This is a genomic window from Pantoea sp. GM01, assembly GCF_000282675.1.
Classification (GTDB): domain Bacteria; phylum Pseudomonadota; class Gammaproteobacteria; order Enterobacterales; family Enterobacteriaceae; genus Pantoea; species Pantoea nemavictus.
This window is the reverse complement of record NZ_AKIU01000097.1, coordinates 1-18,541: the sequence shown is the minus strand read 5'-3', so window position 1 is coordinate 18,541 and position 18,541 is coordinate 1. Positions and strand designations below refer to the sequence as shown.

The following is an 18,541-nucleotide window of genomic DNA, read 5'->3' as shown; positions in this document are numbered from 1 at the left end:
CGGTCGCCGCACGGCATAGCTGAAACTGCCCCAGCCGAGGGCGAACGAAAGCCGCTCAGCGCTTAACTGATCGGCATTACGCCATGAATGGCGACCTTACAATAAATTAATGCGGTATTCGTAAGGTGCGCATTCATGCGCACCTTGAAAAGAGCAAATTACATCAATCGATTAACGTTTTTGCCCGTGCCAGCAGAAACGCGGTCACCGATGTTGCATCGCTGATCTTGCCGGCCAGAATTAATTCAAGAAACGCATCGATTTTGATTTTTCTGGCGGTTAATCCCACTTCTTCGGCATCAAGGTTTTGCCCTTGGTACGTCAAATCGCGTGCCAGGTAAATGTGATAACCTTGGGCGGAGTAGCCTTGCGCTAACTTTTGATAACCCACGTAATCAAGCTGTCCGGCAAGTAACCCGGTTTCTTCTAACAGCTCCCCGGCAGCCAGATCTTCGGGAGAGGCATCCGGCGCAAGCTCCCAACTGCCCTGAGGCAGCTCAACGGTGCGCTCACCGAGCGGATAGCGATACTGTTCAACCACATAAATGTGGTCATCTTCCACCGGCAACACCACCACAAAATCACTCTTCTCAATCACCGAATAGATGCCTTCGCTGCCATCGGCGCGCTGAATTTTATCCTCTTTCAGCGTTAACCAGCGATTGCGGTAGATTTCAGTTGACGCGAGCGTATGGATTTCAGGTTTCACTGTCGGCCTCCACGATGTTGATGAGTGGATAACTATAACCATGATAAGCCTGCGCATTATCCGAATTATTGCGCGACCGCCTGCATCGCCTGTTTCAGGGCATGCAGAAACACCGTCACCCGTGTCGGTAAATGGCGGGTGGTGGGAAACAGCGCCCAGACGCCCAGAATCTGCGGTTGTGCATCACGCAGGGCAATTTCGACCAGCTCACCGCTCGCTAACTCCTCCTGCACATCCCACGCCGAGAGCTGTGCGATGCCGCTCCCGGCGACACACAAGGTGCGCACGCCCTCGACGTTGCTGCCGCTAAAACGCCCTTCGACGCTCAGTGTGGAAATATGGTTATCAACCATAAAGCTCCACTGCAGCACGCCAGATAAGCGCAGACAGTTATGCTGATGCAGGTCGGCCAGCGTCTGCGGTGTTCCGCAGCGGGTTAAATAGTCCGGTGAAGCACACAATACGCGCGGATTATCCGCCAGCCGCTGCGCCACTAAGCGGGAATCGCGCAGCGGCGCAATGCGTATTGCCACATCGTAGCCGAGCCCGACAATATCCGTGACGTTATCGCTGAGCTGAAACTCAATCCGCAGCTCGGGATTCTCCGCCATCAGCGCGGGCAGCAACGGGATAATGGTGCGGCGGCCAAAGCCAGAAGGGGCAGTAATGCGCAGCTGGCCGGTGGCACCTTGCCTATCCGGCGAGAACAGATTGCGCGCGCTTTGCTCGGTCTCTGCCAGCGTTTTGGCGTAGGGCAGAAACTCTTCACCTTCATCGGTCAACGCAATGGCGCGCGTGGTGCGATGCAGCAGGCGTACGCCGAGATCCTCCTCCAGCGAAGCGAGCCGGCGCGATACGGTCATCGGGGTGGTATTCAGTCGCCGCGCCGCCTGCGTCAGACTGCGCGTCTGCGATACCATCAGGAAAACCTCAACATCTTTTGAGTTCATTGTAACGATTTCCGTTATACAGACGTATCATCATCGGCCATTTTTGTCATTATGGCCATCCACTATACTGCGCTCTGTAGATAATTCTCCTGCGAGAGCAATATGAGTGATAAACATCTTTTCCAGAGCGGGACGCTGAATCGACTGGTGCTGAAAAATCGCATCATGGTGGCGCCCATGACGCGCATCTCTGCTAGCGTCGACGGCGTGCCGGGCGAACGTATGCGGCACTATTATCAACGCTTCGTGCGCGGTGGCTTTGGCGCCATCATCACCGAAGGCATGTACATCGATGAAGCCTGGTCGCAGACCTATGCGTTTCAGGCCGGCCTGGTGAATGCCAGACAGAGTACGGGATGGCGCGCCATCACCGATCAAGTGCATCAGCGCGGCGGCAAAATCATTGCGCAGCTGATGCATGCCGGTGCGATTTCCCAGGGCAATATTTATCGCTCAACCACCCTTGCGCCATCAGCGCTAGCGCCGCGTGGCGAGCAACTGAGCTTTTACCACGGGCATGGCGCGTATCCGTTGCCAGACGCAATCGATGAAGCGCAGATCCAGCAGGTGATCGACAGTTTTGCGCAAGCCGCCGCGCGGGCCATCGGCGAGGCGGGTTTTGATGGTATCGAGATCCACGCGGCCAACGGCTATCTGCTCGACCAGTTCTTTACCGACTATACCAACCAGCGCAGCGATCGCTGGGGCGGCAACATCGCGCAACGTCTGTCGCTGACGCTGGCGGTGATTGCGGCAGTGCGGCAGCGCGTTGGCAACGACGCCACCCTTGGCGTGCGTATTTCGCAGGGCAAAGTGAATGATTTCCACCACAAATGGCGGGAGGGCGAAGCGGGTGCGCGCCAGGTGTTTGCCTTGCTGGCGGAGGCGGGCGTGGATTATCTGCATCTCACCGAATATGACGCGCTGCAGCCGGCGTTTGCAGATTCAGCCTACTCGCTGGTGCAGCTGGCGCGTCAGGCCGCGCCTAATCTGACTATCGTTGCCAATGGTTCGTTAGGTGATGCCAGCCGCGCCGCGCAGGCATTGGAGCAGGGGGCAGATTATGTCTCCATCGGTAAAAGTGCGCTGGCCAATCCTGACTGGCCGATGCGGATTCGTGATGGCGCAGAGCTGCGTGAGTTTGACAAAAATCTGCTGGCGCCATCTGCAGATGTGAAAAACTGCGAACTGGTATAAACCTGTTAGTCGGCGCCCGACCCGCGCCTGATCTCTTTCCCTGCGGTGGAAGTTGTCCAACATTGTCCAACTTCCACCGATGCGCATGAGTATGATTCGCGTTTTCAACTACGACTCTATTCGATCATGCGCACAGCGACTTTTACCCTAAAACCTCTCTCTTTAGCCTTTCTGATGGTGCTGACGCCGGCAACGGCTTTCGCGCTCGACGATGACAGTCGCGCCGACACGCTGGTGGTGACCGCTGCCGGATTTGAACAGCGGCTGGAAGATGCGCCAGCCTCGGTCACGGTGATCAATGGCGACGATCTGCGTAAGCGATCGATCAACAATCTGGCTGACGCGGTACGCGATGTTGAAGGCGTCGCGGTGATTGGCGGCGCCAATGAAAGTGATATCTCCATTCGCGGCATGCCGGGGGATTACACCCTGATTCTGGTGGATGGCATCCGTCAAAGCGGGCGCGATTCGCGCGTAAACGGTAATGGGGGCTACGAACAGAGCTTCATTCCGCCGGCGTCGGCGATCGAGCGCATCGAAGTGATCCGTGGGCCGATGTCGTCGCTGTATGGATCGGATGCCATCGGCGGCGTGATCAACATTATTACCCGCAAAGTCACCCAGCAGTGGAATGGCTCACTTTCATGGGATTATGCCGTCCGCCAGCATAAGGATCAGGGCAACGCCAGCAATAACCAGTTTTACCTGAACGGTCCGCTGATTGCCGATCGGCTCGGTTTACAGCTATGGGGCCGTTATCTCAATCGTCAGGGCGACGACAATGTGCAGACCACCAACGGCTATACCCAAGCCGATCACCGTGATATTACCGCTCGCCTTGCGTTTACGCCGAATGCACAGCATGACATTACGCTGGAAGGTGGCGTGAGCCGGTTAAAGAACGGGGAAGGTGAGAGCGCTAACTGGGCGACGCGTGAACAGAAGAACAATCGCGACCACTGGTCGCTGGCGCATGAAGGGCGCTGGGGCTGGGCGACCTCAACGCTGGCCTTTTCCCAGGAAGAAACCAGCCGCGAAGGGCTTGCCAGCCCTGCGCAAGCCGATGTCTATGGCCGCAAACCGACCATCAAAAACAGCGTGTTTGATGCGAAGTTGGTGATGCCAACCGCCTATCACACCACCACAGCCGGTGCCCAGTGGCAGCAAAATGCGCTCACCGATTGGAATCAGGGCGACGGTACCCGCGTGGACCATCGCTACAGCGTATTGCAGCGCGCGCTGTTCCTCGAAGATGAGTGGCGCATGCTGGAATCCTTCTCGCTTACGGGTGGCTTACGTCTCGATAATCATGAGCAATACGGCAACCATTACAGTCCACGTATTTATGGCATCTGGTATGTCAGTGACGAATGGACCTTGAAAGGTGGCGTGGCGCGGGGTTTCAAAGCACCAGAAATTCGAGCGGTGATTGAGGATTATGCGGTGCTACGCCGTAATACCTATGCGATGTTGGGCAATCCTAATCTGAAGCCGGAAACCAGTACCAACTATGAGCTATCGGCGATGTGGTCAAATCGCGACGATCTCTCGGCCAGCGCAACCTTTTTCTACAACGATTTCAAAGACAAACTCTCGACGGTCACCACCGATCAGCGTTGGAATGGCTATATCGTCATGGATCGCGTCAATATCGACAAAGCGGTCATCCGTGGTGTGGAGTTGACCGGCAGCTGGAAAATCACGCCTGAGCTGTCGCTGAAAGGCAACTATACCTGGCTCGACTCCGAGCAGAAAAGTGGCAGCAACCGTGGCGCGCCGCTGGCGTTGACGCCGAAGCACAAAGCGAGTCTGCGCAGTGAATGGCGTGTGAGCGCCGCTACTCAGCTGTGGGCGGCCGGAAATTACTATGGCAAAGAGTATGGCACTAGCGTTACGGCGGAAGCGGCACCGGATTACATCACGGCTGATGTAGGTGTGTCGCATCAGTTAACGCACAACCTGACGTTAAACGGCGCCATTTATAATCTTGGCGACAAGCGTCTGGACGACGAAACCTATGGCACGGTTAACTATGGCCGTACTTTCTGGGGGGGCGTGACGCTCAGCTTCTGACACCGTCTGGCAGCATGACGGTGGCACATAAACCGGCCGGGGGACGATTCGCCAGAATCAGTTCCCCGCCGTGCGCGTGAATGTTTGATTGGGCGATGGCTAATCCCAGGCCCAAACCGCCGCCTGCAGTGTTATCGGCACGCGCGGTTTCGCTGAAACGCACGAAGGGTTCACAGGCCTGTGCCAACTGTTCAGTGGGTAACCCCGCGCCCTGATCCAGCACTTCAATCCACACCCATCCTGGGTGATGAATGAGCGTCACTTCAGCTTCGCCGCCATACAACAGCGCGTTTTCGATCAGGTTGCTCAGCGCGCGCTTAATCGCCAGCGGGCGACACATCAGTTCACTGTGCGGCTCGCCTTGCCAGCGCACGCGTTTCCCCAGCGAGAGATAACGGCGCGTCAACTCATCTAGCATCTGGCTGAGGTTGCAACGCTGCGGTAGCTCCTGCTGCACGTCGCCGCGAATGAAATGCAGGGTTTCACTCACCATGGCGCGCAGCTCGTTCAGGCTCTCCAGCATATCGTCACGCGCGTCGCCGTCGGGCATCAATTCCACCTGCAAACGCAGTTCCGTTATCGGCGTGTTGAGATCGTGACTCATGGCGGCCAGCATGCGCGTGCGGCTATCAAGATGGCGCGCCAGCCGAAGCTGCATCAGGTTGAAAGCCTGGGTTAACTCCCGCGACTCCTGCGGTCCGCTGAGCGGCAGCGTGCTGCTCCCTTCGCCGCGGCTGATTGCCTCTGCGGCAGTTGCCAGGCGACGAATCGGCCTGACAACGCGATAGATAAAATAGAGGCTGAGCAACAGCAGCGGCACGCTGACAATCGGCAGAGAAAATGACAAGAGTTGCGTCCACTCGTAGGCGGGCATCACCGATTGCACGCTATTAAAGAAACGGCCATCGGGCAGGGCAAGGGTCGCGCGCAGGCGCAGCGGCTGGTGGCGCGCGGCGCTGAAGATGTGTCTGCGCGCCAGGCCGCCATCGGCACTTTCGAGCTGCAGGGTTACGCTTGCAGGATGGCTTAATGCCAGCTGGCTCATTAGCGAGTCGCGCAGGCGTTGCTCCTCCTCGCGCATACTAAAGTCCAACACTTCCGGATGCGCTGCCAGCCAAAAGCGCGCCCCATCGGCGCGTGTTAACGAGAAGTTCTCTCCGCCGCTCAGACTTTCGTGATAGGCCAGCACCAGGCGCTCGACGGCAATGTTGCGCATGGCAGGCGAGAGCAAATTGCCCAAAAATTGTGTTGCGGTCACGGCGGCGAGGTTGGCAAACAGCAACGCGAGAATCATCAGGCAGGCGAGCTGGCTCATCATGCGCGTCGGCAGCAGCGTACGCAGTTTCTGCATCATGCTGTTAGCTGCACCTCAGCGGTAAAGCGATAACCCTCGCCCCACACGGTATCCAGCAGCACGCTGCCAGGCAGAACCTGTTCCAGTTTGATGCGCAGACGGCTCACCTGGCGATCGATAGCGCGATCAAAGACTTCATTACCTGGCGCTACGCAGTGATCCATCAGCGCTTCCCGACTTAACACCTGATAAGGATGCGCGAGAAAGGCCGTTAGCAGTTTGGATTCCATCGTGCTGAGGCGCACGGCTTGCTGCTGTGGGTTGCTCACCACCCGTGAGGCGGGATTGAATATCAGATCGGAAAAGTGCACCGCGTGCACCACAGGCTGTGGCTTTGCGCGCGGCGTGCTGGGCTGGCGTACGGCACGTCGCAGCACCGTATGAATGCGTGCCAGTAACTCGCGCGGTTCAAAAGGTTTCACCACATAATCATCGGCACCGCGTTCAAGCCCGGCAACGCGATCGTCCAGGGCATCACGCGCGGTTAACAGGATCACCGGCGTTCGGTAGTGACGTTGAATCTGCTGGCAAAGCTGCATGCCGTCGCCGTCGGGTAACATCACGTCCAACACAATCAGATCAAAGCGTGTGGTGCGCAACAAGGTCCAAAGTGAGGCAGCATCTTCGGCGGTGACCACCGCAAAGTGCTGGCGCCGCAGATAGGTGGCAAGGGGCTCGCGGATTTTACGGTGATCGTCAACCACCAGAATTTTCATCGGTGCTGGCGTAGCGTGCATGGCGGGTGTTCCAGAGAAAAGCGTGCCCAGGCGGCAAAGAGCCGTAGCTTAATTGAGAATGCTTTTCATCTGCAACTACAACTGCGCGCTAAGGCGGAGAGAACCTCCGCCAGGCAAGAAATTAGTGGGCGAAAGCCCAGCTCAATTTGCCGTTATCCGCGGTCAGCTTATCCAATTTCTTTTGATTCACTTTGTTACGCGCACCAAGACGCTCTGCCGTCAGCGGGCCGCTATCGCTCTGCGCAATTACCGTCTCTTTCGGCACGCGGGTGATCTTCTCAGCGATGATTTCCACGGCTTTGGCATAGCCGCTGCGATTGCTAGGGTCAAAGTTCTTCAGCGATAGCTGAGTTTCCAGCCATTGGCCCCAGAAGAATTCGAGGAACGGCGGCGGATTCTGCTCTTTCTCAAAGCCAATATCGCGCACGAAGTAGACCAGCGAGCGATATTCATCATTCTGCATGTGCTGGCGACCGAGCTCTTTGGGCAGCGCATCCGGGTTAATTTTACCGGATGGCGTATCCAGCCACACCAGATGAGCCGCCACCATTTTTTGCCAGAACGCCGGCATGGTTTTCAGGCTGCGGAAGTCATCAGTAATGCGCACCTGCACCGGCGTGTTGAGGCCGGCGATATCGGCGAAATTGCTGAAAGTGTGATGACCATCGGTAAGGTACAGCACGTTATCCGGCGCGATTACCGCGGTTTTCATCGGGCCCGGATCGCTACCAACCGGCGCTTTACAGCTGAAGCTGCTGGGATGCGAGAGGCGTGATTGCGCATCAAATTTATCCACGCCCTTCTGACCCATGCTTTCGCAATAATCATCAAACAGCTTTTTCGGTTCGGCTTCATAACGATGCTGCTTGTAATCCAGTTGACGATAACCAATCGCCGCCTGCGTGGGATGCAGCTGCGCCAGCTGCACTTGCACAATGTCTCCGGCTTTGATGTCGGTGGGCAGCGCGGCGGATGCCTGTCCGGCTGACCATAACAACGCCAGAATTGACCATGGTGATCTTCTCATTCCCTCTCCTCAAATCGCCTGTCACAGACGCGCACAATAGCATTAGTATTGTGTCCTGCATATTGGCTACGATTGAATACAATTGACTGATCCCTTCCAACACCTTGCTAGCCCGCTACTTATGTCTTGGTAACGATTGCTACCGATTGGTGAAAGCCTCATTTTTTTGTCGGTATCTTTGACGGTATTGACCAAATTGGTTACTCTCGCGTTTTTTACCGTCACCAGATTGGTGGTGGTTTTGTGCTGGAGTTTCCTCATGCTGACAGATACCAAACTTAAAAACCTCAAACCAGCGGATAAAGCCTACAAGGTAACGGACCGTGAAGGGCTGTATGTTTCCGTTCAGCCAGGCGGCACTATTTCTTTTCGATATGATTATCGGTTCAACGGGCGCCGCGAAACGCTGACGATCGGTAAATATGGCTCTAACGGTATTAGTCTTGCAGAGGCACGCGAAGAACTGAACGCCGCAAAAAAACTCATATCCGCTGGCGAGTCACCTGCTGCCGCCAAAAAATATGGCAAGCTTCAGGCTTCCGGCGTTGAGAGGCTGGAGGAATTCATAGAGAAGTATATGCAAAATGTCCGCCTGGCAGACAGCACACGCGCCATGAGGAAATCCGTTATTGATCGGGACATCATTCCAAACCTCGGCAAAAAGCTAATGACTGAGGTCAGCACTCGCATGGTGAGGGATTTGTGCAACAAAATTGTGGAACGCGGAGGGAGGTCTACTGCGGTGCAGGTGCGGGATATTATTTCCTACGTATACCGGTACGCCAATGATCAGGGGTATGAATATAAATGCCCTGCCAAAAATATCAGAGCTAACTCAATAGCCAAGTTTACGCCGCGTAAATCTGCAATGAAGCCTGCAGAGTTAGGGATATTTTTCCGAACCATAAAAAAAGTGCAGACGATGGAGTCCTTAAAAATCGCGCTACGTTTTATAGCTATCACCCTGGTTAGGAAAAGTGAGCTGGTGGCAGCTGACTGGGCAGAGTTCGATCGCGAAAAAAAATTGTGGTCCATTCCCGCGGAACGCATGAAGGCAAGGCGCCCACACTTAGTGCCTATGTCAGATCAGGCAGAGGTACTTTTAGCAACATTAAAAATTTATTCTGAAGGAAAGGGTTTATTGATATCTGGCAGGTACGATTCTAGCAAAACGATCTCTAATTCTACTCTCAACCGCGTTATGAACATCACTATTGATACCGCAAGGAAAGAAGGGGAGTCGATTGGAGATTATTCGGTGCATGATCTGAGAAGAACCGCCAGCACGCTTTTGCATGAAGCGGGCTATCCATCAGACTGGATTGAAAAGTGTCTGGCCCATGAGCAGGTTGGAGTGCGTGCGGTATACAACAAAGCAGAATACCTTCCGCAACGCACGTACATGCTGCAGCAGTGGGCCGACATGGTGGATGGGTGGATAGATGGGAGTCTTGACGATCTGGTACCGTTCTCGCCGCTGAAGTTTGAGCAGTGGATGAATCAGCGTTCGGCGTGATCGTCGAGAGTGTGCAATGCCAGCCTGGCTGAGAGATAACACAGACCGGCCGGCAGCCAGAAAAGACAGATAAGAATGGTTGCCGGTGAGTGCGGAGCATCCTCCAGTTTGCCGAGCAGGTAGGCAGCGATTATCAGGTAGAGCGTGAAGATGATCATGCTGCCGCTCCCTGCCGAGAAATGAACAATCGCCCGATCTGCATGAGCGTATCGCGATCCACATAACCGGTGTGACCGGCGGCGGGGCGGAACGGATTCCAGATAATAAGCATTGAGCCTTTGTTGTTGCCGTTGACAGGCTTGCCGGTGTCAGCGCGGATGAATGACAGGCGCCCGCCAGTGATGAAACGCACCTCAGTGCACGCCTGCCGCGCTGCTTTGAACCAGCCGACCGATGTGTCAGCCGGAACCAGCATCACCGTGCCGATGCCGTTGGCGCATTCCAGGCTGGCTTTCTCCACCCATGGCGTGATGTCGGAATAGGGCGGATTGCACCAGACGAAGCCGCTGCCAAAGTGCTGGAGCCAGTTAACCTGCAGCGCTTCCTGCTGCTCTGTGAGGTAGTGCTGGTGCAGCGCGTTCTCAGCGGAGGCGGCCACGTCTCCGACGAAACGGAACTCAGCGTTGATGCCGGCGAACAACTCCGGCGGCGTGCGCCAGCTGTCTCTGTGTTCCAGCGGCGTATTGCTCGCATGCTCGGTCATGCCCGAACCTCCCGCGCCGAACGCAGCAGGCGATCGAACTGATACACCTGACTGTTCTCCCGGCACTCATCAAAGATGCAGTTGTAAGCTATCGGCATGCCTCGCCGCGCTACCGGCGTGACTTCATCACTACCAATTTGACGGATAGCCGCATCGGGATCTGACAGCCAGCAGGTGGAAGAATTTTTGTGCTTGTGGCGCATCACCTCGCCCTTATCAACCATGTCGCTGAGCATCGACATCGCAGCCTTGTGGGTGCCGCCTTGCTGCACGACGTACAGATAAATGCTGGTGGAAGTGGTGGTGCCGTGGCGCAGCAGGTACGCCAGAATTAATTTGCGTGTAGTCATGGGAACCTCGGGCAAAAAAATACCGCCAGGCGGCGGTGATGTGCGATGAAAAAAAAGAAACCCGCTCGGGGCGGGTTATTTTATTAGTCCGAACTCATAGTTCAGATTGACTACCTGCTCTCTGTCGTATTCAAAGCAGTAGTCCCATGACTCTCTATCGCGGTGCTCACGCGCCAGCTGCCAGCGCCAACCGTTAACATCCATCACGCGGCGAACCTTACGCTTAATAACCGTGTCGATGTCGAAGATAGCGCCGCCACCGGAACCAATACCGTTTCGCAGAACACCCAAGTCAACCTCAACCACGCGACCCAGCTTAGGCATTCGATGCCGAGGCAGCTTCATGTAATCGTCAATTTCCATACTCACCTCACTGCTGCTGGTTAGCCTGCTGCTGCGCCATTTTCTGGCAGAAGTCAGCTCGATTTGCTGCCCATTCCTGATTACCGCCGCGAGCATTGGCTCTGGCGGCTGTCCAGAAATCAGCAGCGACATTAAAATCGCCGAGGCGCTCACGCACCGCGGCATTCGTGGAAAGGTTTCGGTAGGCGATGGTCATCATCAACCTGCCATACGCATAGCGCTGCGCTTCTGGTGGTTGGGGTTGGCTTCGAATTTCGCAGCCAGTGAAGGATCGGCCTGAGCCGGGTTTTTCTGGCGCGCATCGAGCCAGGCTTCAACTTCATCGCAGTTCCACGCGACAGTTCGGTTGGTAAGCTGGAAGCGCTTCGGAAACTCGCCGCGCTTTTCCATCTCAGTGATGGTGTACTCAGACAGTGGAACCTTTACCAGCAGCTGGTCTTTACGGATTGCACCTTTCATAATTTCTCTCCAAAGAAAAGGGCGCTCTGCGGCGCCCTGTGGTTTTCACTGGTGTTGGTTAAACGTATTCGGCACGCATATCGGCTAGGGTGATGCTGAAGCCTTCGTAAAAATCGCCCAGCTTGCCCTTAAGCTTCTGCAGTTCTGCTTCAACCTTCTGGAAAGTTTCTTTCGCGTCCGGCGCGCTGCTGTCCAGACTGTTGATCGCTGCTTCAATCTGGCGGCGCGCGTCGTGGTGCTGGTACACCTTTCCAGCGCGAGAACGCAGCGAACGGAACGTTGATTCAGTCAGGCTATCTTTTGCGGCGTTAATCGCGTTGCCTGCTGCCTCAGCGCTCTCAACGCTGTTAGCTTCCTCAATCATTACGCCGAGCTGTCTGATTAGCTCAGCGTCTTCCTGTGGCTGCTCAGCGTTTGATTGTTCGCTGCCGATCAGAGTGTTCAGCTCGGCGGTGCTGCGCGCCGGTGTGATGTCGCGTTCGCCGCGTGGTGCTTCGTCCAGCTCATCCGGCGTGTATACGCCCAGCAGCACGTCAGGAGCATGCAGGCGCGCCCAGCGCTTAGTGCACAGGTATGCCAACTGCTGCTTCGGATCCTGCTCCCACAGTGGCGAATTTCGCACGCCAGCCTGCGCCATGCTGATGGTCAGTTCGCGCGGTTCGCTCTCGCCTTTGATGACGGCTGACACCGTAACGGTCAGGCCATCCGACTTATCGTTTTTGCCGGTGCACTTCGACCAGTCGCCGCTCCAGCTATAATTAATGCGGCTGGCGAGAAGGTTGGAGGAGGACACCACCGCATTCACCAGCTGCGCCTCGTAGCCCAGCGCGCCGTTAACGATGTGCGTTTTCTGCGCCACCGCGTAAGGGTTCATACCCCACTGCGCCGCCTGCATGGTGACAGCCAGGCAGTCAGCAGGCTTGCCTCGCAGGTGCTGCGGGATTGCCACAACGCCCTCTGACATCACCTGTGCAAACTGCTGCAGCTGCATCAGGCTTTGTGGGTTGAAGATGGTAGCGGCGGTGCTGGTGGACTCGTTCGTGATTAACTGATTGGCCATGTCATTGATCCTGTTTGCGCGCCCACGCCGGGCGACTAAGTTTTTCAATTCCGCCCCAGCTGTTGCTGATGCGGCACTGGTGATAGGTGTTCAGATCCCGGCGGTAAAGCCGGTGACCTGCTTCGGCGTCTTCCGGTTCAAGTTCGAAGACGCGTACCGGATAGCGGCCACAGTCGATGGTTTCGCTTACTGCGATAAACACGAACTGCGGGTATTCGTAGAAATGCTGATAGAAGCCGTCGCAGTACATTGCGTGCTGCACGTGATAACGAAACTCCTCGACGTGACGCGCGAAGCGGTCCATGTCTGCCACTTTCTTCACGTCCACGATTACCGGCTGCCCGGTGAGGTAGCGATCCGGCCTGATACGGCACAGCTCGCCGGTCTCTTCGTCATCCCAGTAAATGGATGCTTCGCAGTGGCCATCAGCTTCCAGTAACCACCGCGCTGGTGGGTAGGCCATTGCGCTGCCGCGCATTAGCTGGAGCTTGCGGCCCTGCTCGGCGTCCATCACTGTTTTGCCCAGGCCTTCGCAATCTTTAAGGAATGCGGCTTCATCGGCTTTGCCCTGGTTGGAGCGGCGGTTGAACTCTGGTGCGACGATAAAGCGCTTATCGAACTCCTCCGGCTCCAGCAGCAGGCAGTGCAGGGCGGTACCCATATCCAGCGCTTTCAGCTTTTCGGTATCAACGGGCGCAGTTTTGCGCCACGGGATAACCGCCGGGTTAACAGCCACGGCGTCGAGCATGGATTTACTGACACCGGCACCCGCGTGATAAGCCTCGTTGCTGATGTCCAGATAAAGCCCCGGATCAACCGGGGCGAATTGCGGGGGATTAACTGTCATTGGCGTGAACCTCGGCGAACATTACTGGCCCGAGAAACTCACGCAACTTCCAGTCGCTTTCAGCCTGTGCAGTGCAGACGCGATGCACCAAATCCGCATATGCGTCCTGCGCTTCGTCGGTCAGGAAGCCAGGCAGATTTTTGAACTGGAAAGGATTGGCAAGCGTTGTCAGATCTTCCGGCCACTTGTCTTTCAGCTCTTCCGCCCGGTCGCAGATCCACTGTTCGCGCAACAGGGTATCTTCATAAACCTGCTGGCGCTGCGCCTCCGCGATGTAGTGATTTGAATATGCACCCATTGCCGTTACTCCATTTCAGCCGCGCAGCTGGCGGCCATCTTTTGTGTGAATGCCCACTGCACGCCTTCAGAGAAATCAGCGAACGATTTCTGAATGCCGAGGCCGCAGACGGTAATTAAATACATCTTGTTCTGGTAACTAAATTTCATAGCGAACCTCGTTAGTTACCGTTTTGGTAACGATTTATTCCACGCCAGCGCCCGGCCAGACCATAAGCCTGGAGGACAATTTTTCGGAACTGGTCGCGGTTAACGGTTTCAGAACTACGGGAAGATAAACAGGTGATCCGCCAGAGATACCGGCAGGCAAGCCGCGTCACGACTAGCGTTTCTCCCGTTCTGCTGGTGATCGCCATAGCTATCTCCTGACAGGTAGATGGGTTAACTGCTGTCACTTTCCAGACAGGCATTCCGGTTTGACGGGTTATCCGTGCCATCTGGTGGGCGGCCAGATTAAGGGTTGTGATTGCCCGTTCCTGATTTTTAAAGAGCTTTATAATTACCAAAATGGTAACTGTTGAGCCTAATAATAATCAGATCGCAGGCGGTGTCAATCGTTAACGAGAGAAAAAGTTACCAAATTGGTAATTAATTTTGACGTGACTGGTTAGCAGCCAGGTGGCTGGGGATGACATGCAGGGCAGGCGCTGACGGTAAATTTTCATGAAATACCGTCGCCGGTTTCCGCGTGCGTGCCGCGGCTATACCGACAGGGGGAAGTGGGTTAGCCCTTCTTACTCTGGCTGATCACGAACTCGATGAAGCTGTGAATTTTCTCTTTCTCATCTTCCGGCAGCGCGTGATAGGCGTCCCGGTCATATGTGATCTGACGTGAATCAGCAGACGGCATAAGCAGTTCATAGCCATAGCGACCAAATGCACCGGCAATGCTGTTAATGACGCTGACAGTCGGATCTACTTCGCGGCTCAGAACGCGCTGAATAGTGGACTGTGAAACAGAGCTGGCTTTCTGCAGTTTCCCCTGTGTGTTCAGGGTTTCGCTGCTATCCATCCACTCGCGCAGGTTGCGTGAGATGATTGCACCAATCGCAGTATCAGCTACCTCAGGTGTCGAATTTTCGCGGTCGCGATCCATCCAGTAACTTTCCAGGGCAAGCTTCGTTTCTATCTTTCTCGCCGCATTGCCGCCTATCGGTTTCACACCGCTCCACCTGCTGACCAGGTTGGGCTGAACGCCTATAGCTTCAGCAGTAGCGGTCTTGTTTCCGCCAAATTGCGTCTCGATGATGTAAATCAGATTGGAGCGTCTGATCTCTGTGATAGATCTCATTTGTTTCCCGGATAGATAATTCGTATGTGTTGCTGAACAGGCCATATTGTGGCCCAAGTTACCAATCTGGTAAATTAACCAAAATGGTAATTATCATTGCTTCCCGCCACCAGTTAGGTAACAATCAATGAGTTGAAATCGTTATCTGGAGGCCCGTATGCAGGCTTTTGACTTCAAAGAGTTCTGGCAGGGTTTGTCATCCGCTGAAAAGAAGCAGCTGGCAGACGAAGCCGAGACCACCAAGAAATACATCGTGACACACCTGGTATATAAGCGCCGCGTTCCAAGTCGTAACCTTATGAATAATCTTCATAAAGCATGTATCAGCATTAACCCGGAAATCAGCAAAGATCAGCTGGTTTCGTTCTTTTACTCCGCAGCCTGACCAACACCAGCCCCCATTATGCCGCCATCCCCGGCGGCTTAGTTCTCAGAAAAGTCTGCTAAATTCCCTTACAAATCATACAATCGTTACCAAATATTCATTTATGACTTGATCTTGTCGCTGGTTGCGTGAAAATAGCCAAAGATAAATAACAAGCGAAGGTCACAATTATGAAAATTGTTACGCAGCGTCACGCGCTTGAGAACGGCCTGACGCGTTATTACACCGGCAAAAAGTGCATTCACAACCATGACAGCGAGCGTTATGCCGTCAGCGGAGAGTGCGTTGCGTGCAATAACGAACGGGCGAAGAAAGCGGCTAAGGCCCGTTCAGATCTGTTGAAAAAATCCAAACAGGCACGTCAGGCGGCTGCATGAAAGTAAAAGCCAACACGGGAGGCTTATATGGCCGGTGACTGGATAAAAATTGAAATTGCCACATCTCAAAAGATTGAGGTTTTCCAACTGGCGGAGATTCTCGATCTCGATGTGGACACCGTTCTCGGCAAGCTTATGCGCCTCTGGTGCTGGGCCGATGTGAACACCATAAATGGTCACGCTCGCAGCGTGACAAAAAAGCTACTAGATCGTGTCGTTGACTGTGACGGATTCGCGACAGCTTTGTTAGATGACAGAGTTGCATGGCTGGAAGAAGGCGAAAATGGCGATTTATTGTTTCCGAATTTCGACCGCCATAACGGTAAAGGAGCGAAGAAACGCGCCACTGACGCGGAACGGCAGGCAAACAAGCGCGCAAAAGACGCTGATGAAACTGTCAGTAAATCGTCACGCTCACAGCGTGACAAAAGCGTGACCAGAGAAGAGAAGAGAAGAGAAGATCTAAAAGATAAAACCCCACATAACGCGCGCGAGAATTTTTCGACTCCATCCCCAAAGGCAGCGAACGCCATCATCGATAACCATGTGCCACCGTCAGCCGGTGCAATGGTGGATGGAAAGTTCACGATGTTCGAAGGCTGGCAGCCATCGGCAGACTTCGTCCGGCTAGCATCACTGTGGGGGTTCAGGCTTGATAAACCGGCCACACCTGAAGAGATAGCCAGCTTCGCCAGTTACTGGAAGGCAGAGGGCAAGGCGTTTCACCAATCGCAATGGGAACAAAAGTTAGCTCGCAGCCTGGTTGTCGTCAGAGCCAGAAAAGCTAAAGAGCCTGAATCAGTACCACACTGGAACAGCCGCGAAGGCTGGGAGAATTTTATATGAACCGTGATCTGTTTGATGCAGTACAAAACCGCAACGGGGTGGCACTGGCCAGCATGGCTAATCAGGGTCAGCCGACCGGTGACAACGTTGTGAACTTAGAAGCGGCCAGACTGGTGGATAAGCTGTTCAATCAGCTGAAGCTGGTATTCCCGGCAGCAGAGCAGACCGCACTGAAAAGTGATGCTCACGAAACCGCAGCCAAACGCCAGTGGACAGCAGCGTTTGCCGAGGGAGGTATTCGCACCCTTGAGCAGCTTTCAGCCGGCATGCGACACGCTCGCGCCAGCACATCACCATTCTGGCCGTCGCCTGGACAGTTCGTGTCCTGGTGCAAAGACAGCACCACCGTGCTCGGCGTCAGCCTTGAAGAGGCGATGGACGAATTCCGCCGCTACAACCGCGACAAAGGGCAGTACACCACACCAGAGGCTTTCAGCTGGAGTAAGCCGATCATGTACTGGCTCGTGACTGAAGCGCGCCGCGCGATGTATCAGCGCTGCATGACAGAGCCGGAAGTGGAAAACTTCATGTCGCGCAAGATGGCGGAATGGTCGAAGAAAGTCGCAGCAGGCGAACAGGTACCGAATCCGGTGCAGACGCTGGACAAGCCGATCCCGGTGCAGACAGAACAGCACTCGTTCACTGAGGCCCACGAACACCGGAGCATGCCGAACGCGGCCTATCTTGGGAGTGTCACCCCGGCCCAATGGCTGTACGAAGAATACAAGCGACGCAAGGCATCAGGCATGAAGGTTTAGCTATGCCCAAAATAATTACCAAAAAGGTAATTTAATGTTGAAAAAGACGGCTTAACACTTGAAAAGAATTACCATAATGGTAATTATATCACCAATAAGGTAATGCACGATGCGTAAGAAACTCCAGGCGCTGGGCCGGTTGAAAGCTGGCGCCATGAACAAGACCGAACAGGCATACGCACAGCAGCTGGAGCTGCGCCTGCGCGCCGGGGAAATCGCCTGGTACCGGTTCGAAGGTATCAAGCTGCGGCTGGCGGATAAGACGTTTTACACGCCGGATTTCGCAGTAATGCAGGCAAACGGTGAGCTGGAACTGCACGAGGTGAAAGGTTTCTGGACCGATGATGCGAGGGTTAAAACCAAAGTGGCCGCCGACCAGTACCCGATCCGCATCATCGCAGTGTCAGCGCGCAAGGCTTCCGCCGGTGGCGGCTGGGAAATCGAGGAGTTCTGAAATGGCAGTCAGCGCGAACAAAGCAGCGGTTATAGCGTACGTCGCATGCGCCGCAGCAGTGACAGCAGCATTAGCGCTATCAGGCGGTGCACTGAACGAAACGGATGTGCTGCTTGCAGGCTCTGGCGTGCTGATTATCTCCACTCTGTGTGCGGCATTCGTGCACGAGTTGTTCCGTAAAACGAGTTAAAAACAGCGCGCTAAAACGTGTTAAGTGCGCAAAACGTAATATCACGCAACGGTCTGAGGTGAAAAATATATATGGAAAATCAACAGTTAAGCCAAGTTAATAGCAAAGATTTAGTTATCGGTGGTCATAAGCTTGCTAAGGCTATGGGCAATGATTACGTGGCTGAGTTAGCTACGCGCCTCGATGTGGCGCTGGTTCGCGGTGACGCTCACATGCAGGCTGAAATGGTTTGGGAAAAATCCATGATGGAAGCAATTGGCGAGGATGGCGTGGGCTGTGTGGTTAAAGCGATAAATGCTCTGAAAGCAGAACGTGACGCCCTGCAGCAAAAGCTGGATGAGGCGCAGGAAGAAATTTCCCGCCGCGATGCGATATTTATCCCGGTTTATCCAGATGAGAACCTGATGAATAAGCTAACAGACGTTTTTCACGACACGGCCAAGATTCATTGCGATGAGGATGGAGTGTATATAGACAACGCGGAGCTTGTCATCACTGCGGTAATCAACCACTACCTACAGTCACCAGATCGCAACCAACTCCACACTGGCAACACCGAAGGAGCGAACCATGCGTGAGCGTCCAATCATCTTTAACG

Annotated in this window: 27 protein-coding genes; 10 read left to right on the top strand and 17 right to left on the bottom strand. The window is 54.8% G+C overall.

Annotation, left to right across the window (positions count from 1 at the left end; translation table 11 throughout):
• Positions 1-163 precede the first annotated feature (163 nt).
• Complete coding sequence (locus PMI17_RS24275; protein WP_007894063.1) at positions 164-709, bottom strand: NUDIX hydrolase; 546 nt, start codon at positions 707-709, stop codon at positions 164-166.
• 65 nt (positions 710-774) lie between these two features.
• Positions 775-1,659 carry a LysR family transcriptional regulator gene (locus tag PMI17_RS24270; protein WP_007894060.1) on the bottom strand — a complete coding sequence of 295 codons (885 nt, stop codon included), beginning with the start codon at positions 1,657-1,659 and terminating at the stop codon, positions 775-777.
• A gap of 102 nt (positions 1,660-1,761) precedes the next feature.
• Between PMI17_RS24270 and PMI17_RS24265 the strand changes: the two genes are divergently transcribed.
• Complete coding sequence (locus PMI17_RS24265) at positions 1,762-2,856, top strand: tRNA-dihydrouridine synthase (protein WP_007894058.1); 1,095 nt, start codon at positions 1,762-1,764, stop codon at positions 2,854-2,856.
• 126 nt (positions 2,857-2,982) lie between these two features.
• Positions 2,983-4,929, top strand: a complete 1,947-nt coding sequence (locus PMI17_RS24260; RefSeq protein WP_007894055.1) for a TonB-dependent receptor domain-containing protein — start codon at positions 2,983-2,985, stop codon at positions 4,927-4,929.
• On the opposite strand, the gene PMI17_RS24255 is transcribed toward PMI17_RS24260, so the two are convergent.
• From PMI17_RS24255 to PMI17_RS24245, 3 genes are all read right to left on the bottom strand, one after another.
• Positions 4,919-6,283 (bottom strand): ATP-binding protein, encoded by a 1,365-nt coding sequence (locus tag PMI17_RS24255; RefSeq protein ID WP_007894046.1) that lies wholly within the window; start codon positions 6,281-6,283, stop codon positions 4,919-4,921. The genes PMI17_RS24260 and PMI17_RS24255 overlap by 11 nt on opposite strands.
• Entirely contained in the window at positions 6,280-7,020 is a 741-nt protein-coding gene (locus tag PMI17_RS24250; RefSeq protein WP_007894045.1) for a response regulator transcription factor, read from the bottom strand. The genes PMI17_RS24255 and PMI17_RS24250 overlap by 4 nt, the downstream gene beginning before the upstream one ends.
• A gap of 121 nt (positions 7,021-7,141) precedes the next feature.
• Positions 7,142-8,047, bottom strand: a complete 906-nt coding sequence (locus tag PMI17_RS24245; RefSeq protein ID WP_007894043.1) for a ParB/Srx family N-terminal domain-containing protein — start codon at positions 8,045-8,047, stop codon at positions 7,142-7,144.
• A 259-nt stretch (positions 8,048-8,306) separates the two neighbouring features.
• Between PMI17_RS24245 and PMI17_RS24240 the strand changes: the two genes are divergently transcribed.
• Entirely contained in the window at positions 8,307-9,563 is a 1,257-nt protein-coding gene (locus tag PMI17_RS24240; protein ID WP_007894041.1) for a site-specific integrase, read from the top strand.
• On the opposite strand, the gene PMI17_RS24235 is transcribed toward PMI17_RS24240, so the two are convergent.
• The 12 genes from PMI17_RS24235 to PMI17_RS24190 all read right to left on the bottom strand — a co-directional run bounded on the left by PMI17_RS24235 (position 9,548) and on the right by PMI17_RS24190 (position 14,933).
• The gene (locus PMI17_RS24235) at positions 9,548-9,721 is read right to left on the bottom strand and encodes a hypothetical protein (RefSeq protein ID WP_007894037.1); all 174 of its coding nucleotides are present in this window, start codon (positions 9,719-9,721) and stop codon (positions 9,548-9,550) included. The genes PMI17_RS24240 and PMI17_RS24235 overlap by 16 nt on opposite strands.
• Positions 9,718-10,266, bottom strand: coding sequence for a phage N-6-adenine-methyltransferase (locus PMI17_RS24230; RefSeq protein WP_007894033.1), 549 nt, complete (start codon positions 10,264-10,266; stop codon positions 9,718-9,720). The genes PMI17_RS24235 and PMI17_RS24230 overlap by 4 nt, the downstream gene beginning before the upstream one ends.
• Positions 10,263-10,616: a hypothetical protein gene (locus tag PMI17_RS24225; protein WP_007894024.1), complete on the bottom strand. Its 354-nt coding sequence runs from the start codon at positions 10,614-10,616 to the stop codon at positions 10,263-10,265. Before PMI17_RS24225 ends, PMI17_RS24230 begins: the two co-directional genes overlap by 4 nt.
• Positions 10,617-10,691: 75 nt before the next feature.
• Entirely contained in the window at positions 10,692-10,979 is a 288-nt protein-coding gene (locus PMI17_RS24220) for a hypothetical protein (protein ID WP_007894021.1), read from the bottom strand.
• Positions 10,980-10,986: 7 nt separating this feature from the next.
• Positions 10,987-11,178 carry an ANR family transcriptional regulator gene (locus tag PMI17_RS24215; protein WP_007894018.1) on the bottom strand — a complete coding sequence of 64 codons (192 nt, stop codon included), beginning with the start codon at positions 11,176-11,178 and terminating at the stop codon, positions 10,987-10,989.
• A complete protein-coding gene (locus tag PMI17_RS24210) occupies positions 11,178-11,438 on the bottom strand; it encodes an AlpA family transcriptional regulator (RefSeq protein WP_007894015.1) in 261 nt (86 codons plus the stop codon). The genes PMI17_RS24215 and PMI17_RS24210 overlap by 1 nt, the downstream gene beginning before the upstream one ends.
• Before the next feature lie 58 nt (positions 11,439-11,496).
• Positions 11,497-12,498: a RecT family recombinase gene (locus PMI17_RS24205; protein WP_007894013.1), complete on the bottom strand. Its 1,002-nt coding sequence runs from the start codon at positions 12,496-12,498 to the stop codon at positions 11,497-11,499.
• Position 12,499: 1 nt separating this feature from the next.
• Complete coding sequence (locus tag PMI17_RS24200; RefSeq protein ID WP_007894010.1) at positions 12,500-13,345, bottom strand: PD-(D/E)XK nuclease-like domain-containing protein; 846 nt, start codon at positions 13,343-13,345, stop codon at positions 12,500-12,502.
• Positions 13,335-13,643, bottom strand: a complete 309-nt coding sequence (gene gamL, locus PMI17_RS24195) for a host nuclease inhibitor GamL (protein ID WP_007894007.1) — start codon at positions 13,641-13,643, stop codon at positions 13,335-13,337. The genes PMI17_RS24200 and gamL overlap by 11 nt, the downstream gene beginning before the upstream one ends.
• Before the next feature lie 5 nt (positions 13,644-13,648).
• Complete coding sequence (locus PMI17_RS25565; protein WP_007894004.1) at positions 13,649-13,792, bottom strand: hypothetical protein; 144 nt, start codon at positions 13,790-13,792, stop codon at positions 13,649-13,651.
• Positions 13,793-13,803: 11 nt separating this feature from the next.
• Positions 13,804-13,998, bottom strand: a complete 195-nt coding sequence (locus PMI17_RS25085) for a hypothetical protein (protein WP_007894001.1) — start codon at positions 13,996-13,998, stop codon at positions 13,804-13,806.
• A 368-nt stretch (positions 13,999-14,366) separates the two neighbouring features.
• A complete protein-coding gene (locus PMI17_RS24190; RefSeq protein WP_007893998.1) occupies positions 14,367-14,933 on the bottom strand; it encodes a helix-turn-helix transcriptional regulator in 567 nt (188 codons plus the stop codon).
• 157 nt (positions 14,934-15,090) lie between these two features.
• On the opposite strand from PMI17_RS24190, the gene PMI17_RS24185 reads away from it, so the two are divergent.
• From PMI17_RS24185 to PMI17_RS24155, 7 genes are all read left to right on the top strand, one after another.
• Positions 15,091-15,318 (top strand): hypothetical protein, encoded by a 228-nt coding sequence (locus PMI17_RS24185; protein WP_007893995.1) that lies wholly within the window; start codon positions 15,091-15,093, stop codon positions 15,316-15,318.
• Positions 15,319-15,488: 170 nt separating this feature from the next.
• Positions 15,489-15,695: a hypothetical protein gene (locus PMI17_RS24180; protein WP_007893992.1), complete on the top strand. Its 207-nt coding sequence runs from the start codon at positions 15,489-15,491 to the stop codon at positions 15,693-15,695.
• 27 nt (positions 15,696-15,722) lie between these two features.
• Entirely contained in the window at positions 15,723-16,541 is an 819-nt protein-coding gene (locus PMI17_RS24175; RefSeq protein WP_007893988.1) for a DnaT-like ssDNA-binding domain-containing protein, read from the top strand.
• On the top strand, positions 16,538-17,299 hold the full coding sequence (locus PMI17_RS24170; RefSeq protein ID WP_007893985.1) for a replication protein P: 762 nt from the start codon (positions 16,538-16,540) through the stop codon (positions 17,297-17,299). The genes PMI17_RS24175 and PMI17_RS24170 overlap by 4 nt, the downstream gene beginning before the upstream one ends.
• Positions 17,300-17,408: 109 nt before the next feature.
• Positions 17,409-17,753: a DUF1064 domain-containing protein gene (locus tag PMI17_RS24165; RefSeq protein ID WP_007893982.1), complete on the top strand. Its 345-nt coding sequence runs from the start codon at positions 17,409-17,411 to the stop codon at positions 17,751-17,753.
• 1 nt (position 17,754) lies between these two features.
• The gene (locus PMI17_RS24160; protein ID WP_007893979.1) at positions 17,755-17,943 is read left to right on the top strand and encodes a hypothetical protein; all 189 of its coding nucleotides are present in this window, start codon (positions 17,755-17,757) and stop codon (positions 17,941-17,943) included.
• Positions 17,944-18,014: 71 nt separating this feature from the next.
• Entirely contained in the window at positions 18,015-18,521 is a 507-nt protein-coding gene (locus tag PMI17_RS24155) for a hypothetical protein (protein ID WP_007893976.1), read from the top strand.
• Positions 18,522-18,541: the final 20 nt, after the last annotated feature.

Excerpts from the sequence above, each read along its gene's own strand:
- PMI17_RS24270 (WP_007894060.1), bottom strand. The coding sequence starts at position 1,659 with ATGAACTCAAAAGATGTTGAGGTTTTCCTGATGGTATCGCAGACGCGC.
- PMI17_RS24265 (WP_007894058.1), top strand. The coding sequence starts at position 1,762 with ATGAGTGATAAACATCTTTTCCAGAGCGGGACGCTGAATCGACTGGTG.
- PMI17_RS24260 (WP_007894055.1), top strand. The coding sequence starts at position 2,983 with ATGCGCACAGCGACTTTTACCCTAAAACCTCTCTCTTTAGCCTTTCTG.
- PMI17_RS24255 (WP_007894046.1), bottom strand. The coding sequence starts at position 6,283 with ATGATGCAGAAACTGCGTACGCTGCTGCCGACGCGCATGATGAGCCAG.
- PMI17_RS24250 (WP_007894045.1), bottom strand. The coding sequence starts at position 7,020 with ATGCACGCTACGCCAGCACCGATGAAAATTCTGGTGGTTGACGATCAC.
- PMI17_RS24245 (WP_007894043.1), bottom strand. The coding sequence starts at position 8,047 with ATGAGAAGATCACCATGGTCAATTCTGGCGTTGTTATGGTCAGCCGGA.
- PMI17_RS24240 (WP_007894041.1), top strand. The coding sequence starts at position 8,307 with ATGCTGACAGATACCAAACTTAAAAACCTCAAACCAGCGGATAAAGCC.
- PMI17_RS24235 (WP_007894037.1), bottom strand. The coding sequence starts at position 9,721 with ATGATCATCTTCACGCTCTACCTGATAATCGCTGCCTACCTGCTCGGC.
- PMI17_RS24230 (WP_007894033.1), bottom strand. The coding sequence starts at position 10,266 with ATGACCGAGCATGCGAGCAATACGCCGCTGGAACACAGAGACAGCTGG.
- PMI17_RS24225 (WP_007894024.1), bottom strand. The coding sequence starts at position 10,616 with ATGACTACACGCAAATTAATTCTGGCGTACCTGCTGCGCCACGGCACC.
- PMI17_RS24220 (WP_007894021.1), bottom strand. The coding sequence starts at position 10,979 with ATGGAAATTGACGATTACATGAAGCTGCCTCGGCATCGAATGCCTAAG.
- PMI17_RS24215 (WP_007894018.1), bottom strand. The coding sequence starts at position 11,178 with ATGATGACCATCGCCTACCGAAACCTTTCCACGAATGCCGCGGTGCGT.
- PMI17_RS24210 (WP_007894015.1), bottom strand. The coding sequence starts at position 11,438 with ATGAAAGGTGCAATCCGTAAAGACCAGCTGCTGGTAAAGGTTCCACTG.
- PMI17_RS24205 (WP_007894013.1), bottom strand. The coding sequence starts at position 12,498 with ATGGCCAATCAGTTAATCACGAACGAGTCCACCAGCACCGCCGCTACC.
- PMI17_RS24200 (WP_007894010.1), bottom strand. The coding sequence starts at position 13,345 with ATGACAGTTAATCCCCCGCAATTCGCCCCGGTTGATCCGGGGCTTTAT.
- gamL (WP_007894007.1), bottom strand. The coding sequence starts at position 13,643 with ATGGGTGCATATTCAAATCACTACATCGCGGAGGCGCAGCGCCAGCAG.
- PMI17_RS25565 (WP_007894004.1), bottom strand. The coding sequence starts at position 13,792 with ATGAAATTTAGTTACCAGAACAAGATGTATTTAATTACCGTCTGCGGC.
- PMI17_RS25085 (WP_007894001.1), bottom strand. The coding sequence starts at position 13,998 with ATGGCGATCACCAGCAGAACGGGAGAAACGCTAGTCGTGACGCGGCTT.
- PMI17_RS24190 (WP_007893998.1), bottom strand. The coding sequence starts at position 14,933 with ATGAGATCTATCACAGAGATCAGACGCTCCAATCTGATTTACATCATC.
- PMI17_RS24185 (WP_007893995.1), top strand. The coding sequence starts at position 15,091 with ATGCAGGCTTTTGACTTCAAAGAGTTCTGGCAGGGTTTGTCATCCGCT.
- PMI17_RS24180 (WP_007893992.1), top strand. The coding sequence starts at position 15,489 with ATGAAAATTGTTACGCAGCGTCACGCGCTTGAGAACGGCCTGACGCGT.
- PMI17_RS24175 (WP_007893988.1), top strand. The coding sequence starts at position 15,723 with ATGGCCGGTGACTGGATAAAAATTGAAATTGCCACATCTCAAAAGATT.
- PMI17_RS24170 (WP_007893985.1), top strand. The coding sequence starts at position 16,538 with ATGAACCGTGATCTGTTTGATGCAGTACAAAACCGCAACGGGGTGGCA.
- PMI17_RS24165 (WP_007893982.1), top strand. The coding sequence starts at position 17,409 with ATGCGTAAGAAACTCCAGGCGCTGGGCCGGTTGAAAGCTGGCGCCATG.
- PMI17_RS24160 (WP_007893979.1), top strand. The coding sequence starts at position 17,755 with ATGGCAGTCAGCGCGAACAAAGCAGCGGTTATAGCGTACGTCGCATGC.
- PMI17_RS24155 (WP_007893976.1), top strand. The coding sequence starts at position 18,015 with ATGGAAAATCAACAGTTAAGCCAAGTTAATAGCAAAGATTTAGTTATC.